Below are 16,558 nucleotides of genomic sequence, written 5' to 3'. Positions count from 1 at the left end.
TCTGCACTTTTCGAGATTTACAAACGAAATTGCGCCTTCACCAACTTTTAGTTTCTACCTTTGAAAGAGTTTAGCCATTCTTGAACTTGCTCTCGTGCAATATCGCGCCCTCCAAGACCAAAGGCTAGGGCAATAGCAACTGCGATCGCACCTAGTAAAAGTCCAAAGGCTAAATTCACAATATCACTGGCAACTCCAATCTGTTGCAGTGCCATTGCAGAGACTAAGGCAATAATTGCAATCCGCGCCACTTGTCCCAAAATCTGGGCTTGGCGTTCGCCGGAACTGGTAATGATGTTAAAAGCCAGATTTGCCAGGAATAAACCAATGGCAAATATTACCAATCCTGCCAAAATCCGGCCGAATACGATCACAATCCCAGACACTAATGCTGTTAGGGCTGGAATATTCAAGATATTCACCGCCGCCACCGTCGCAAACAGCATGATACCCACTAAGGCAACAATGCCTACAATTTCCGATGGAGTGCGGGTTGGAATCGGGGGGGTTGTTGATTCTGTTGAAATTACGATTCGTCTGCTGGTTGTTGTCACACCCAAAATAGCGAAAATGTTATTAAAGCCTAAATTGGTGAGAATACTTGTAACCAAATCCGCGATAAACCGCCCCACGAAATAGGCAACAATCCAAATTGCCACGGCTGTAAAGATGGCTGGTAAGGCGTTGAGAACTTGTTGCAGCATGGCGATCGCCGGGATTGATATCGCATCAATTCGCAAGGCATTCAACGCTGCGATCGCTACAGGAATCAAAATCAAAACATAGACAATTGTGCCGATAATACTCGATAGAGGTTGCACCCCCGCAGCTGAAGATAATCCCAAGCGACTACCTAAATGGTCGATCCCAGTTGTCGCCAACAAGTTCGTCACAATTCGCCGTACTACATTAGCGATGAACCAGCCAACTACAGCAATTAAGATCGCCGCTAAAATGTTCGGTAGAATTAGCAGAACTGCTGTAATCAGAGCTTGTACTGGTTGTAAAGCCTGTCTGAGTCCAAGAGTATCTAAAACTGGGGCGAGAAATAGTAAAAATATAAACCAATACAGAGCATTGCCTATCGTCTCACTCAAAGACAGCTGATTCAGGCTAGGTGCAGTGTTTTCTGGTTCTGGATTCAAACGCTCATCCAGGTTAAATGCCTGTAATGAGCGCACAGTGATAATCTTCACAATGGTCGCCAAAAACCAGGCGGTTCCTAAAAGGATTCCCGCACCAACTAACTTTGGCAAAAAACCAATAAGTTGATTGAGAAAATTATTCAGTGGTTGAGAGGCTACCTCCAGATTCAATGTCTGTAAAACAGCCACCGCCGTCAATAGGATTATGCTCCAAAAGACTAAGCTGGAGATTAATTTCTCCACTTGGGGAACATCTTGACGACCCGTTATCCCTGCGGCAATACGGTTATCTATGTTTGTGCGTTTGAGAATTCCTTGCGTCACTGCTGCTGCGATCGCTGCAATTAGCCAACCTACTAGCAAAATTGCCACTGCCCCCAGTAGACGGGGTGTAAACAGAATCAACTGTTGAACAATACCTTGCACATCAGCGATTCCTTGATTCACTACCGGTTGCACCGATTGCAGGCTGGGCGATTGCGCCAAAAATTGCTGCACTCTCGTAGACAAATCAACTCCGAAGGCGTAGCCCGTCGTAGACATCACCTGGTTTATTCCTTGCCAAGTTGTGTTCATGGTTTTCGGGAATTATGCTTAAGTATTCGCCGCAAACACTGAGTTAGTGTTTTGCCTATCAATTTACCAGTAAAAACACACATCTATATTGATATCAAGACTAATTTTTGACTTTGTTACTCATATTTGATTTAATCTACTGACAGTGGCGAATTTTGCGTTACTCTAATTGCAGCAACAGCACCAAAGATGTAGAATGTCCCAAGTTTTGGAACAATCGATTCAAATTAATGCTACAGCTACGGTGGTGGAGCGCTGTCTTAGCGATTTAACCCTCATGCACCGTTGGCTCAACCCCGTCCTCCGTTGCGAACCTGTAGGCGAAGCTTGGAGCACCGATGTCGGCAGTCAAAGTCGTTTTATTATTCAAATTCCTCTACTAAAACCCACGTTGAATAGCCTAGTTGTGGAACGACAACCGGGTTTGGTAGTTTGGGAATTTCAGGGATTTTTTCAAGGGCGCGATCGCTGGGAATGTCAACCCACAGAAAAGGGAACGCTTCTATTGAACCGCTTTGAGTACGATATCCCTAACCCCTTAGTGAGTTGGGGCTTCAACACCTTTGCCGCATCTTGGACAAAAGAAGATATGCAAGCCCAGCTGCGCCGCCTCAAACGAGTCGCAGAAGAACAACAAAATTAGTCATTAGTCATTGGCTTACTGAAACTCTTTCCCAGTACCCAATGCCCACTCCCCACTCCCTAGTTGTCTTTACCCAATTCGGTAAGTAGCCGCCGAATCACAGAGGCATCTTCGGCATCGGGAATTTTTGTTAAATAATTTTGTAAGTCGTCTACGGCTTGGGGGTAGTAACCGAGTTGATAGTAAATCAAGCCGCGATCGCGCAATTCTAAAGTTAAACCAGGAAACAGCAACAAAATTCGTTCAACCGCTCCCAGCGTTTTTTCTAGCTTTTGCTGTTTGAGGTAAATAAATTTTAAATTTGTCAGCATCCGTGCCAAAAATTGCCGATTACTGACTACAGCTAAAAATTCTGGTTGTAGCGTCACAGGTTGCTGATAAAGTTGAGACAGCCGTTCCTCGCAATCTTGGGCAAATATTATTTCACCGCCATTGAAAGCATCTACAAAAATCTCTATATCGGGAATATCTGGGCGGATTAGGAAATGTCCTGGCATTCCTATACCCACCATCGGAAAATCAATCCGTCGAGCAACCTCCAGGTAAACCAGCGCTAAGGTAATGGGAATCCCCACTCGGCGATCAATTACATCATTCAAAAAGCTGTTGCGTGGGTCATAATAGTCAATTTTGTTACCAGAAAACTTTAAATCATCGTAGAGATACTGATTAATACTTTGAACTATCCGCAAAGGATATCGTGAGGAAGGCAGGCGTTCTTGTAACTCCCATGCCATTGTCTCAAGGGCGTTGAGATATTCCTCTGGGTCTAGCTTGGGATATTCTTCTAGTGCAATATACAAAGCTGCCTTTGCTAGGTCAATCTGCTCGTCAGACTGCTGAATTTCCTGGTAAAAATATTGTCGTGCTGACGAGAAATTCATAAGCTGTTGTTCGGTGGAAGTGTGAGGATGAAGCCGCAGCTACGCCCAACTTAGGCATCGCGGCTTGGCTAAAAGCAGTTTTTCGTATCTATCTTTATCTTATGGATATTCAGAAGTTTTGGAAATGTAGTTTGTAGATAGCTTTATATATATAGGAATCATATTTGATTTCTGAAAAAATCTCGGTAGTCTTGTAGTGAACTGTCATGGCTTTAATGTTGCAAAAAATTGCTTTGTTGGATGGAGAGGAGCGCAACCCAACATCCTGATATATGTTGGGTTACGCAAAGCCTCCACCCAACCTACGTTTACGTCTAATGCACTATTAAAGCCTAGACAGTCCACTACGTGCATTTCAAAAATCAAATACTAGTCCTATATCTATTGCCAACTAACTTTTACTAAATGCTGTGTTGGTGATGTCTACGACGGGCTGCGCCCAGGCAAATCACATATCTTAATACAAATATGTATCACGATATATAAATTATTATAATTTTATACAAATTTTATATATTTATTAATTTAGTAATAGCCGGAAAATCGCGATAAAAGCTTTATATACTATGGTTTACTATGGTTTTGGCAATTTTTATATTTTAGAAAAATACAAATTACTATTATAAATTTTTAGTGAATATGAGTAATAATACTTGTTTTTCCAACTCTATTTACCAATAATGCTCATAGTTATACGATTTAGCTGAAATCAAGTTAATACTATGCCAGTAGCGCCATAAATTACTGCTTGTATGTGCGATCGCTATGCGTAGTTTGCTTGCCCCCGTAGGGATATGTCGCTCCCTACAATAGGCAGTCGCGTTGGGCAGGTAATGCCCCACTTGAAGCAACTGCTGTAAGAATCCCACAACAGGGTGGCTCACCTCCTGCCTTATCCCAACGACAAATAACGCCGAACGGCCAATCTATTTATGCTCTTTGAGTTTTTTTAATGGAGGAGTAAAAAATCTCATGAATACTTTAATAATGCTAAAAAAATTATCAATACTTGCTGCTGGAGTTTGCATAACTTCAGTTTCTCTTACTACTACAGTTCACGCCATTGTTATTGGTAATTCTCCTGGTCTAAATAGTGGAAACTGTTTTCCTTTTAACTGTTTGAATGGTACGCGCTATCAGCAAGTATATAATGCTGATTTGTTTTCAGATGCAGTTGTCATTGATGAAATCTCGTTTTTTAACACCGAATACTTGAGGGTATCGAATATTATCGACACAGCCACCTATGAAGTTTATTTATCAACAACAGCAAAAGCTGTGAATGCTTTAGATACTGTCAATTTCAGTAGCAACGTAGGTACTGATAATAGCTTATTTTTTAAGGGGAAGCTTGGTGGAACCATCATTGGCAAGACTTTCAGCATATCAGCACAATCTAGCTTTCTCTACAATCCTTCAAAAGGTAATCTTCTGCTTGATATTTTCAAAACTAACAGTCTCGGCGAAGGTTCGGGATTTTTAGATGCAAGAAACGGTACTTTCGGTAATGATTCTAGCCGCGCACATAATTTTGGCACTGGGTTTACAAGCTATGGTTTAGTTACTGAATTTAGGACGCATCCAATATCAGTTCCTGAACCAACCTCTATTACCGGACTGCTGGCATTCGCTGCTTTAGGCGCAGGTTTGACACTGAAAGACAAACAGCATAAAGCTATAGCTAGAGTCTAAAATACATCGCCAACCGAATTTGAATACTGCCGGTCAGCAATCGCCTGACACGGCAGTTTGAATTTTGGATATTTCTGATGCGCTACAAACCTCAGCCGCTAAACTCCTTTTTAAGGAATTACTAAGGGAGTTATGTCCCCGTCCGGTGCTACAGTGAAAGGTGACATTGCTTATTATTATGTCTTCTCCGACCTTATCTGAAATCTAGCTTCACTCATTAGGCGCAGCATGGTCACAACCGCAGAAAAAACAAACATTGGTTACATTACCCAAATCATTGGCCCAGTTGTAGACGTTAAATTTCCCGGCGGGAAATTGCCACAAATCTACAACGCTTTGAAAATCAAAGGCACCAACGAAGCTGGACAGGAAATCAACATCACCGTTGAAGTACAGCAACTGCTGGGCGACAACCAGGTGCGGACTGTTGCAATGAGTTCCACCGAAGGCTTAGTGCGCGGTTTTGAAGTCACCGATACAGGCGCTTCCATCAGCGTACCAGTTGGGAAAGCCACTTTGGGCCGGATTTTCAACGTCCTTGGCGAACCTGTGGACAACAGGGGTCCTGTAAATGCTGAGACAACTTTACCCATCCACCGCTCTGCTCCCAAATTCACCGACCTGGAAACCAAACCTTCGGTGTTTGAGACTGGGATTAAAGTTGTTGACCTTCTGACTCCCTATCGACGCGGCGGTAAGATTGGTCTATTCGGCGGTGCTGGTGTTGGTAAGACCGTGATCATGATGGAGTTGATCAACAACATCGCTACCCAGCACGGTGGAGTATCCGTTTTTGCTGGCGTGGGTGAGCGCACCCGTGAAGGTAATGACCTTTACAACGAAATGATCGAATCTGGGGTGATCAATAACGAGAACCTCAATGATTCCAAGATTGCTCTTGTGTATGGTCAGATGAACGAGCCACCTGGAGCCAGAATGCGGGTTGGTCTGTCAGGATTGACAATGGCCGAATACTTCCGCGACGTGAGTAAGCAGGATGTGCTGCTGTTTATTGATAACATCTTCCGATTCGTACAAGCGGGTTCGGAAGTTTCGGCGCTACTAGGTCGGATGCCATCTGCGGTCGGATATCAGCCCACATTGGGAACCGACGTAGGTGAATTGCAAGAGCGGATTACCTCGACTACAGAGGGTTCCATTACCTCCATTCAAGCAGTATACGTACCTGCGGATGACCTCACCGACCCCGCACCTGCTACCACCTTCGCACACTTGGACGGTACAACAGTGCTGTCTCGCGGTTTGGCATCGAAGGGAATTTATCCCGCAGTAGACCCGCTTAATTCCACTTCCACCATGCTACAGCCCAACATTGTTGGTGATGAACACTACAATACGGCTCGGGCGGTGCAATCAACTCTGCAACGTTATAAAGAACTCCAAGACATTATCGCCATTCTTGGTCTAGATGAATTATCTGAAGATGACCGTCTGATCGTAGCGCGGGCCAGGAAAGTTGAGCGTTTCTTGTCTCAGCCGTTCTTTGTGGCAGAAGTATTCACCGGTTCTCCTGGTAAGTACGTGAAGTTGGAAGATACCATCAAAGGCTTCCAAAAGATTCTGTCTGGTGAGTTGGATGCTCTGCCAGAACAGGCTTTCTACTTGGTTGGCGATATTAACGAAGCGATCGCCAAAGCTGAAAAAATGAAAGGTTAGTCATTCGTCATTGGTCATTAGTCATTAGTTCAAGTGCTAATGACTGATGGCAAATTGCAAAAGACACAGGACAAAGGACAAAGGACAAATGACATTAACCGTTCGTGTAATTTCCCCAGATAAAACAGTATGGGATGCCCCAGCTGAAGAAGTCGTTTTACCTAGCACTACTGGTCAACTAGGTATCCTAACTGGACACGCACCACTTTTGACCGCTCTGGATATTGGTGTCATGCGAGTCCGTGCCGCTAAAAATCAGAATTGGCAAGCGATCGCTCTTTTGGGTGGCTTTGCCGAAGTCGAAGAAAATGAAGTGACAATTCTGGTTAACGGCGCTGAACGTGGCGACAAAATTAACCTTGATGAAGCCCGGACTGCTTATAACCAAGCAGAAGCGCGACTGAATCAAGTGACAGCAGACGATCGCCAAGCCCAAATCCAGGTAAACCAAGCCTTCAAACGCGCCCGCGCTCGGTTTCAAGCCGCTGGCGGTTCGGTCTAATTTAACTTTATATTTCAGATTTGTAGGTTGGGCAATTTCCAACCTACAAAATATTTATTAATTTTTCCAAAAAATTACGCCAAGTTTAAGAAATCGAGGCAAGTCTTGCTGAAGTGTTAACTTAACTAATTAGTTGCCCAAATGGGCACAAATTATGAAAAGCTTTTCATCTTCCCTTGGTAAGCGTAAACAAAATAAGGTAGCTCGTTTTGCAACATCTGTCGTAGCAACGTTAGCCATCGCTGGTAGTATTCATTCTGCCAATGCTACTTCTGTCAAAATAACTACTGCAAAAGAAATCACTTCGGCATCAATCCAGCTAAATCAGACCACACCAAATATTACCCAGTTACAAACTAGCAGGACTCAATATCAAGCTGCTGGAATTGATCCTGTTGTAATGGTTCCCATTCTACTTGTTGGCGGTTTAGTCATATTTGTCCCCCTGTTCTTTGGTGGACTGGTGGTGATTGGCGAACGTGAAGTTGGCATTGTGGTGAGGAAATTTACCCTTTCCGGGCGTGGACTCCCCGCCGGCAGTTTGATTGCCCTCAACGGCGAAGCTGGCTTACAGGCAGATACCTTAGCTCCTGGTTGGCACTGGGGCTATTGGCCTTGGCAGTATTCTGTAAAGAAAGAATCGGTAATTGTCGTTCCCCAAGGGGAAATCGCTTTGATTGTGGCGGCAGATGGAGCATCCAACCCACCAGAGCGGATTTTGGGTAAAATCGTGGGTTGTGACAACTTCCAAGATGCTCGGAAATTCCTTATCCAAGGCGGGGAAAAAGGGCGGCAAATGGGTTTTCTCACCGCTGGTACGTACCGGATGAATACTGCCCTGTTTAAAGTCATCATGGCATCAAATGCCAGCGCTCATGGCATGACTCCAGAACAGTTGCGAGTGTACAGTCTGGCAGCTGACAAAGTTGGCATCGTTACTACCTTAGATGGTGTACCAATTTCTGCTGGTGAACTCGCAGGCCCGATAATTGACAAACACAATAACTTCCAAAATGGTCAGAAATTTATTGATGGTGGTGGACGGCGAGGCTTACAAGAGCAAACCTTGCTTTCTGGTTCTTGGAACTTGAATCCTTGGTTTGTCCAGGTTGAGCAAGTACCGATGACAGAAATTCCCATTGGGTATGTGGGTGTGGTAATTTCTTTCGTGGGTAAGGCCCATCAAGATGTCAGCGGCGCCGCTTTCACCCACGGTAACTTGGTGAATCAGGGACATAAGGGTGTGTGGGTCGAACCGCTATATCCTGGTAAACACCCGATTAATTCCCGGATTATGAAGATGGAACTGGTGCCAACGACCAACATAGTATTAAACTGGTCAGGTCGTACCGAACGCCACAGCTATGATGCTCAACTTGCTTCCTTGACAGTGCGATCGCGTGATGGGTTCGCCTTTGATTTAGAAGTAGCGCAAATTATCCATGTGGGTGCCTTAGATGCCCCGAAGGTAATTTCTCGCGTTGGTGCAATGCAAAATCTAGTAGACCATGTATTAGAACCGACTATCGGTAATTATTTCCGCAACTCAGCCCAAAACTGTACTGTACTAGACTTTCTGACTGCTCGGAGTGAGCGACAAACTGAGGCTGCTGAGTATATTAAAACAGCATTGCGGGCTTATGACGTGCAAGCAATCGATACCCTGATTGGTGATATTCAGCCACCAGCATCACTAATGCAGACACAGACAGACCGGAAAATTGCTGAAGAAGAACGCAAGACTTATGAAGTCCAGCAGATGGCGCAAACCCAACGGCAGCAGCTTGTCCGGGAAACGGCACTGGCTAATATCCAGCAAGAAATGGTGAAATCGGAGCAGAGTGTGCATATTGCTGACTTGAAAGCGCAAGCCCAAATCAAAGAGGCAAACGGTGAAGCTGAGGGGACAAAACTCCGGGCAATTGCTGAGGCTGAAGGTATTCGGGCCACAGGTAACGCTAAAGCGGAGACATACCAAGCTGGTGTGGAAGCTTTGGGTTCCCAAGGTTATACAGCAATGCAACTAATGCAAATTATCGGCGATCGCAATGTCCGCCTGATTCCAGATGTCTTAGTTAGCGGTAACGGCGGCAATAACGGCTTAGTGGATGGGCTACTATCCCTGATTTTATGGAATCAAACTGGTAAGGGTGAATTGACACCAACACCTTTGCATCCGCAACCAGTAATTACCAAAGCACAACCAACCACAGAAAACGGTTTTCCACCGATAGTTGTGAATTTCCCTGTAGATAATAAGTCAACTTAACGTTAAAAGGGCGGTTATAAACCGCGTCTACACAGGTAAAACCCACCTCCGTGGGTTTCAAATCCTCAATTTTTCCTTAGTCGGCGGAGGCGCAATACGGTTCGGATCAGATCCCCCCGCCTGCGGCGACCCCCTTAACAAGGGGGTAAAGATCAGAAAAAGCCCCCCTTTTTAAGGGGGGTTGGGGGGATCTTCGAGAGACAAACATGTTAACCGAACCATATTGCGCGGAGGCGCACTTTGTTTGTGTAGCCGCGAATTCTATTCGCCTTGGCTAGCTGTAATTCTGGCGGAGAAATTTTGCTGTTACAAGAACGTTATCGTTTAATGAAGCAGATTAGTAAAGGGGGATTCTGCAAAACCTTCCTCGCTGTAGATGAGGGTCAGTTTCCGCCAATTCCTTGTGTCGTTCAAGAATTATCGTTGGAATACGAGACATCTAAAACTTTTCAGCAAAAGGCGCAAAAGTTAGAAGAATTAGGAAAGCATCCCCAAATTCCTGCTTTATTGGGTTATTTTCAACAGAACGGGCATTTTTATTTAGTGCAGGAGTTTATTGCAGGTACTAATTTAGCTCAGGTGGTTGAGGAAGAAGGCGCTTTTAATGAAACTCAGATTTGGCAATTGTTAGAAGATTTGTTGCCAGTTTTTCAGTTTATTAGCGATCGCCACATCATCCACCGCGATATTAAACCCCAAAATATCATCCGTAGATCCCCAATTACCAAGAACGGGGATTTGGTCATAGTCGATTTTACAACTGCGAAAATCGTCACAGAAATCGATCGGCTCACATCTGAAACCAGTATTGGCAGTCCAGAATATGCTGCACCAGAACAAGCGAGAGGAAAAGCGGTTTTTGCTAGTGACTTATATAGCTTGGGCGTAACTTGCATTTACTTACTTACGCAGATTCCTCCCTTTGATTTATTTGATATTGCAAATGATTGTTGGGTTTGGCGAGATTATCTTACAAGTAGAATAAGCGATGCCTGGCGACAAGACGCTTTGCATCTACGCTTGGCACAAATCCTCGACAAGCTACTGCAAAATGCTGTTAACCGTCGTTTTCAATCAGCTGATGAAGTTATGCAAGCAATGGGTATGGAATCTAAAATCCAAAATCTCAAAATCCAAAATCCTCCTTGGCAGTGCTTACATACTCTAACTGGACATTCTGGGACATTCAGTAGTGTGAATGCCCTTGCCATCAGTCCTGACGGTTACACTTTAGTCAGTGCTAGTGATGATAAAATCGTCAAATTGTGGGATTTAAATACCAAAAAAGTCCTAGCTAGCTTATCAGGACATTCCCAAGCTGTAAAATCAGTTAGCTTCAGTCCTGATGGTCAAATTCTGGCAACTGCTAGCGATGATAAAACGATCAAATTGTGGCAGGTTGAGACATTAGAGGAAATCTGCACCCTATTGGGACACTCACATATTGTAAAATCAGTTGCTTTCAGTCCAGATGGGCAGATTCTCGCTAGTGGTAGCTGGGATAAGACAATCAAACTCTGGGATGTAAATAGTGGCACAGAGATTTTTACCATAACTGGACACCAATTACAGGTAAATTCAGTAGCATTTAGTCCCCAAGGACAGCTTTTAGCCAGTGCTAGTTATGACAGAACAATTCGCTTGTGGCAGATACCTCTATTAGAAGGTTCCCAGAGAGAACTTCAAAACCGCCCATGCTATAGCTTGTTAAGCACCCTTTCGGGTCATGCCTGGGCGGTTTTGACAGTCGCTTTTAGTCCCGATGGTCAAATTTTGGCGTCGGGTAGTGATGATAACACTATTAAATTGTGGGAGGTAAACACTGGTCAGTTAATTTGCACACTTGTAGGCCATTCCTGGTCTGTGGTGGCTGTGGCTTTTACTGCCGATGGCGAAACGCTCCTAAGTGCAAGTTGCGACAAAACAGTTAAACTTTGGAGGGTAAGCACAGCAGAAGAGATTGTTACTCTCTCTGGTCATATAGACTCAGTATCTGCTGTTGCTGTGAGCAAAGTTACACAATTAATTGCAAGTGGCAGCCGGGACAAGACTATCAAACTGTGGCAGCTTGTAGAACAGCAAAATAGCTAATTTTGTAATATCAGGCGCTACCTGTGAAGGCAACTTCTGGAAATTTCAACTGAGCTTCTGCCATTGGACGGTTTCTGCCTTCCTCTTGCCAGTAGTTAATCACTTCTGTCGCTTTGTTAAGCAACTCAACACGATCCAGGTCAGTAATCCAATGTTTGGATTCGAGTTCCTTTTTTAACTCTTCCCAGGCATCATTTCTGGGCCAAAAGAAGTACTTAGTCAAAGGACTGGTGCCTTTGCCTACAACTTGATCGACTGCTAGAGCAACGTTCTCGTCTAACCACAGAATTTTCAAAATAAACTTGGTCAATCACACCTCCGGGAATTTCCGGGCATTACTTAACTAGGATAGCGATCGCTTATTTTAACGCAATACTCTATCAAATGACCAAACAGTAATTGAGAATGGTCTCCCATCAGGTTTTTGGGCTGTGTTATCCGGTTAGTTTCGTTTTGGTGAATAATCACTAAAGCCAAGCTATCGATGATGTCTACAAAAGATTAAAGCGTTTACTGGCATAAACTTTCGTTTTGATTAAAATGCTAGAATCGCTTCAGCACAAATGCTTTCAGGCATCTTTGATGACTCTCGACCTTCCCGACTCTCTGATTCTCGATACAGCGCTTTCAGTATCTGGATTAACTGACTATATCCGCTTGCTGTTAGAGCAAGATGAACAATTGCGGCAAGTTTGGGTAACTGGCGAAGTTTCCAGTGCTAACCACCATCGCAGTGGTTTATTTTTTACGCTGCAAGATACGGATCGCACCGCCGGAATTAAGTGTGTAGTATGGAATAGCCAATTGCCAAAACTCGCCCAGACACCCGTTCCCGGTGAGCAAATAATTATTTTGGGCAGTATTCGCCTGTATCCGCAACGGGGAGAGTATCAGTTATCAATTTGGCAGACTCTACCTGCTGGTGTTGGTTTACAGGCTCTGCGCTATCAACAACTCAAAAATCGCTTGCTGGCTGAAGGGTTATTTGATCCTCAAAGAAAGCGATCGCTCCCCACCCACCCCCAAACGATCGCTGTCGTCACTTCCCCAACGGCTGCTGCTTGGGGCGATATTCAAAAAACCCTGAAGCAAAGGTATCCAGGTTTACACGTTTTATTTTCTCCGGCGACAGTCCAAGGTGAGCAAGCGCCGGAATCTATCGTTAAAGCAATTGAGCGCGTGGAAAGAGATGGCCGCGCCGAAGTGCTAATTTTATCGCGGGGTGGTGGCGCGGTGGAAGAGTTGGCTTGCTTTAATGATGAACGAGTGGTGCGATCGCTGGCTAGTTGTTCTATTCCTGTAATTACTGGTATTGGCCATCAACGAGATGAATCTTTGGCAGATTTAGTCGCAGATGCTTGTGTGCATACACCGACTGCGGCAGCAGAAATGGTTGTGCCAGCACTTTCAGAGTTGTATACTGAACATCGGGGGCGAGTTGTGGCTTTAGATGAGGCGGTGCATGACTTTAGGGAAAATGCTGAGAATAAACTGCAAGTATTGCGAAACCGTTTGCGACGTTTGCGGTTAGATCGGCAAGTGCAGCAGGAGGTGGAAAAGCTAGCTTGGAAGCGTCAGCTTTTGGTGCAAATGACGACGGGGCGATCGCAGCAAGCAACGCAGCATTTAGAGTTATTGCGGCAGAAGTTGGCTAGTCTTGACCCGAAAGCGGTGTTACAGCGTGGTTATGCGGTGGTGAGGCGGGAAGATGGGGCGATCGCTCGTTCGGCAACGGAGTTGGCTGTGGGGCAAGATTTGTTGATTGAATTGGGGCAGGGTGGAGTTAAAGTAAAGGTTATGGAAGTGAACGAATCGCTCCAGGCGTAGAGGACACAGAGAGTTGAATGGTTAAACGTAAGGGTGCTTCTAGTTCTGAGGAAGGTTGGAATTATGAGGCGAAGGTTGCTGAAATAGAGGGAATTATTACTCGCATTGAGGCGGGTGAGTTGGAATTGTCGGCTGTGTTTGACCAATTTGCAACTGCTGTGGAGTATTTGCGTCAGTGCGAGGGTTTTTTGCAGCAGCGACAACAGCAGGTAGATTTGTTGATTGAAACATTAAACCAAGAGTAGAAGCTAGAGCCTGATATCAAGGCTGAAGTAGTCGAATTTCAACCCGGAGATTCCCGAATTATTGAAAAAATCAGGGACTTGTTTCTGCGCGTTTGATTCAGGATTGCTATAGTTAAAGTATCTATTTAAAACCTGTATATTTTATAGAGAGTTTTATTAGTAAGTTAAATATAATTAAAAAGCTAAATAGCGAAAAAGAAATAATTTGACTTAGTAAATCTCTGTTTTCACTAGATATTCAACATTTCTGATTTCTATCAAAGTTCTAATGAGGAGTTTGAGAAACTGAGAATGACTGATGAGATCATTGATTTGACAAACTGCGATCGCGAACCGATCCACATTCCAAGTCTGATCCAGCCTCACGGCGTTTTACTGGTTTTGCAAGATCCAACTCTGGAAATCCTTCAGGTGAGCAGCAACACTCAAAAAGTTGTTGGTCGTCAACCTGATGAATTGCTGGGCAAGTCGCTGTCAAATTTACTCGATGCCAAGCAGCTGAAGCTAATTCAAAAATGTCTGGCAGAGGATTTTGAGAGCGTTAATCCCCTTAACCTGTCTATCAAATATCTGAATAAATCAATTTATTTTGATGGTATTGTACATCGTTTAGATAATATCATTATTCTAGAATTAGAGCCGAAAAAAGCAAAGGGAAAAACAGACTTTTTTGACTTCTATCAACAAGTAAGAGGAAGCATCACTCGCATTCAGAAAGCACCAACGCTGCTGGAAATGTGCCAGATTGTGGTTACAGAAGTCCGGCGAATCACTGGCTTTGATCGCGTCATGGTCTATCGATTTGATCGGGAAGAGGCGGGCAGGGTAATCGCTGAAGACACCAATCAGGAAACGCCCTATTTAGATTTACACTATCCACCCTCTGACATTCCTAAGCAAGCCAGACAGCTATATACCCTCAACTGGCTGCGGCTGATTCCAGATGCCAGCTACCAGTCTGTCGCCTTAATTCCAGCGAACAATCCCTTAACAAATCAACCGCTGGATCTGAGTGTATCGGTGTTGCGGAGTGTTTCTCCAATTCATCTAGAGTATATGCAAAATATGGGCGTGACCGCCTCTATGTCTATTTCTCTGATGCAGGATCAAAAGCTTTGGGGATTGATTTCCTGTCATCATTCCTCCCCCAAATATGTTTCTTACAATATCCGCACCATCTGCGAGTTTATTGGACAGGTGATGTCTGTGGAACTGGCAAACAAAGAAGCCAGTGAAGACATTGATTACAAAAGGCAATTGAAGTCACTGCAAACTCAATTTGTGGAAGGCTTGTCTCAGGCTGAGTATTTCCTGGATGGGATGGTGCAACTGAAATCTGAATTACTTAATCTGACCAGCGCCACGGGAGCGGTAATATGCAGTGGCAACCAGTGTATTCGAGTCGGTAAAACGCCATCTGAGGAAGAGGTTCACGCCTTACTTGATTGGATTAAACCTCACCTGGATCATAACTTGTTTGAGACGCGATCGCTCACGAAAGATTACCCTGCTGCCGAGTCATTTAAAGCGATCGGCAGTGGCGTTTTAGCCCTGGAAATTTCTAGAGTTGATCACAATTACATTCTCTGGTTTCGTCCAGAGATAATTCAAACGGTGAATTGGGGCGGCAACCCCAACAAGCCTGTGGAAGTTTTGGCAGATGGCAGTTTCAGAATGTCTCCTCGCAAATCCTTTGAAATCTGGCAAGAAACAGTGCAAGGGTCTGCCCTACCCTGGAAACCTTGCGAAGTTGAAGCGGTTGCTGAACTGCGAAGCCTAGTTGTCGGTGTTGTGTTGCGACAAGCAGACAAACTGGCATCGATGAATTTTGAATTACAACGGAGTAACGAAGAACTCGATTCTTTCGCCTACGTTGCCTCCCATGACCTGAAAGAACCGCTGCGGGGCATTCACAACTATGCTAACTTCTTAATGGAGGACTATGCAGACGTACTGGATAACGCTGGAGTTGCCAAACTCCAAACCTTGGTGCGGCTGACGCAGCGAATGGAAGACTTGATCAATTCACTCCTGCATTTCTCCCGGTTGGGACGCGCCGAACTGATCCGGCAACCAGTGAATCTGAATGAGTTATTGCAGCAGGTAATCACCACGTTGACCATTGCCCGCCCCCAGAGTGAAGTTGAGTTTCGGATTCCTCAACCCTTTAAGAGCGTTGAATGCGATCGCGCTCAAATCAATGAACTCTTCACCAACCTGATCAGCAACGCTATTAAGTATAATGATAAACCCCAGAAGCGGGTCGAAATTGGTTTCATCGAAGGAGATGCTCCCACTTATCTAACTTTCTACGTTCGTGATAACGGCATTGGCATCCTCAAAGAGCATCTCGAAAAAATCTTTGAGATATTCCGCCGCTTACATGGACGGGAGGAATTTGGCGGTGGGACTGGAGTAGGGTTAACCATAGCCCGCAAAATCGTGGAACGGCACGGTGGTAGAATTTGGGTGGAATCTACCCCAACTCTTGGCAGTACGTTTTACTTCACCCTGTCAGTGGAGGCAAATACATGACTAGCTTTTCAGCTTCTCCTGTCAGGCAAACGCCATTACTTTTAGTTGTGGAGGACAGCAACGAAGATTTTGAGGCACTACAACGATTTCTAGGGCGCTCTAGCATTGCGATCCCGATTCAGCGGTGTGTGAATGGGGAACAAGCTTTGGCGTTTCTTTATCGAACTGGCAACTTTGTTGAGCGTGAAACTGCGCCCCGCCCCGGCTTGATTATGCTTGACTTGAACCTGCCCGGAACTGATGGACGAGAAGTATTGCGCCGGATTAAACAGGATGACAGCTTGAACATGATTCCGGTGGTAGTGTTTACCACCTCTAACAATCCCAAAGATATCGAAGTATGCTATCGATATGGAGTCAACAGCTATATCGTTAAGCCGATCAATTTTGCTCAACTGAAACGAGATATTCAGATGCTGGTAGAGTATTGGTTTGAAGTGACGACACTGCCCGATTCCCCGAAGGATTAGTT

At 44.7% G+C, this 16,558-nt stretch carries 13 protein-coding genes; 10 read left to right on the top strand and 3 right to left on the bottom strand.

Annotation, left to right across the window (positions count from 1 at the left end):
- Positions 1-47 precede the first annotated feature (47 nt).
- Positions 48-1,721 (bottom strand): mechanosensitive ion channel, encoded by a 1,674-nt coding sequence (locus tag V7K62_RS28940; RefSeq protein ID WP_334870296.1) that lies wholly within the window; start codon positions 1,719-1,721, stop codon positions 48-50.
- Between the two features lie 196 nt (positions 1,722-1,917).
- Between V7K62_RS28940 and V7K62_RS28935 the strand changes: the two genes are divergently transcribed.
- Positions 1,918-2,364 carry an SRPBCC family protein gene (locus tag V7K62_RS28935; protein ID WP_334870294.1) on the top strand — a complete coding sequence of 149 codons (447 nt, stop codon included), beginning with the start codon at positions 1,918-1,920 and terminating at the stop codon, positions 2,362-2,364.
- A 59-nt stretch (positions 2,365-2,423) separates the two neighbouring features.
- On the opposite strand, the gene V7K62_RS28930 is transcribed toward V7K62_RS28935, so the two are convergent.
- Positions 2,424-3,248 carry a SirB1 family protein gene (locus V7K62_RS28930; protein WP_334870292.1) on the bottom strand — a complete coding sequence of 275 codons (825 nt, stop codon included), beginning with the start codon at positions 3,246-3,248 and terminating at the stop codon, positions 2,424-2,426.
- 972 nt (positions 3,249-4,220) lie between these two features.
- On the opposite strand from V7K62_RS28930, the gene V7K62_RS28925 reads away from it, so the two are divergent.
- The 5 genes from V7K62_RS28925 to V7K62_RS28905 all read left to right on the top strand — a co-directional run bounded on the left by V7K62_RS28925 (position 4,221) and on the right by V7K62_RS28905 (position 11,479).
- Positions 4,221-4,940: a hypothetical protein gene (locus V7K62_RS28925; RefSeq protein WP_334870290.1), complete on the top strand. Its 720-nt coding sequence runs from the start codon at positions 4,221-4,223 to the stop codon at positions 4,938-4,940.
- Between the two features lie 228 nt (positions 4,941-5,168).
- Positions 5,169-6,617, top strand: a complete 1,449-nt coding sequence (gene atpD, locus V7K62_RS28920; RefSeq protein ID WP_334870288.1) for a F0F1 ATP synthase subunit beta — start codon at positions 5,169-5,171, stop codon at positions 6,615-6,617.
- Between the two features lie 88 nt (positions 6,618-6,705).
- Positions 6,706-7,119, top strand: coding sequence for an ATP synthase F1 subunit epsilon (gene atpC, locus V7K62_RS28915; protein ID WP_334870286.1), 414 nt, complete (start codon positions 6,706-6,708; stop codon positions 7,117-7,119).
- 154 nt (positions 7,120-7,273) lie between these two features.
- Positions 7,274-9,388 (top strand): SPFH domain-containing protein, encoded by a 2,115-nt coding sequence (locus tag V7K62_RS28910; protein WP_334870284.1) that lies wholly within the window; start codon positions 7,274-7,276, stop codon positions 9,386-9,388.
- A gap of 327 nt (positions 9,389-9,715) precedes the next feature.
- Positions 9,716-11,479, top strand: coding sequence for a serine/threonine-protein kinase (locus V7K62_RS28905; RefSeq protein WP_334870360.1), 1,764 nt, complete (start codon positions 9,716-9,718; stop codon positions 11,477-11,479).
- Positions 11,480-11,489: 10 nt separating this feature from the next.
- On the opposite strand, the gene V7K62_RS28900 is transcribed toward V7K62_RS28905, so the two are convergent.
- Positions 11,490-11,789: a 30S ribosomal protein PSRP-3 gene (locus tag V7K62_RS28900; protein ID WP_094333099.1), complete on the bottom strand. Its 300-nt coding sequence runs from the start codon at positions 11,787-11,789 to the stop codon at positions 11,490-11,492.
- Positions 11,790-12,061: 272 nt separating this feature from the next.
- Here V7K62_RS28900 and xseA point away from each other — a divergent pair, with 272 nt between their 5' ends.
- From xseA to V7K62_RS28880, 4 genes are all read left to right on the top strand, one after another.
- The gene (gene xseA, locus V7K62_RS28895; RefSeq protein ID WP_334870358.1) at positions 12,062-13,306 is read left to right on the top strand and encodes an exodeoxyribonuclease VII large subunit; all 1,245 of its coding nucleotides are present in this window, start codon (positions 12,062-12,064) and stop codon (positions 13,304-13,306) included.
- Between the two features lie 17 nt (positions 13,307-13,323).
- Positions 13,324-13,551 carry an exodeoxyribonuclease VII small subunit gene (gene xseB / locus V7K62_RS28890; RefSeq protein WP_292865122.1) on the top strand — a complete coding sequence of 76 codons (228 nt, stop codon included), beginning with the start codon at positions 13,324-13,326 and terminating at the stop codon, positions 13,549-13,551.
- A 291-nt stretch (positions 13,552-13,842) separates the two neighbouring features.
- A complete protein-coding gene (locus V7K62_RS28885; protein ID WP_334870281.1) occupies positions 13,843-16,086 on the top strand; it encodes an ATP-binding protein in 2,244 nt (747 codons plus the stop codon).
- Positions 16,083-16,556 carry a response regulator gene (locus tag V7K62_RS28880; protein WP_334870280.1) on the top strand — a complete coding sequence of 158 codons (474 nt, stop codon included), beginning with the start codon at positions 16,083-16,085 and terminating at the stop codon, positions 16,554-16,556. Before V7K62_RS28885 ends, V7K62_RS28880 begins: the two co-directional genes overlap by 4 nt.
- Positions 16,557-16,558: the final 2 nt, after the last annotated feature.

Origin of the sequence: Nostoc sp. (assembly GCF_036917935.1) — a bacterium.
In the GTDB taxonomy this organism is placed as follows: Bacteria; Cyanobacteriota; Cyanobacteriia; order Cyanobacteriales; family Nostocaceae; genus Nostoc.
The sequence above is the reverse complement of the archived record's forward strand: the minus strand, read 5'-3'. Positions and strand labels throughout refer to the sequence as shown.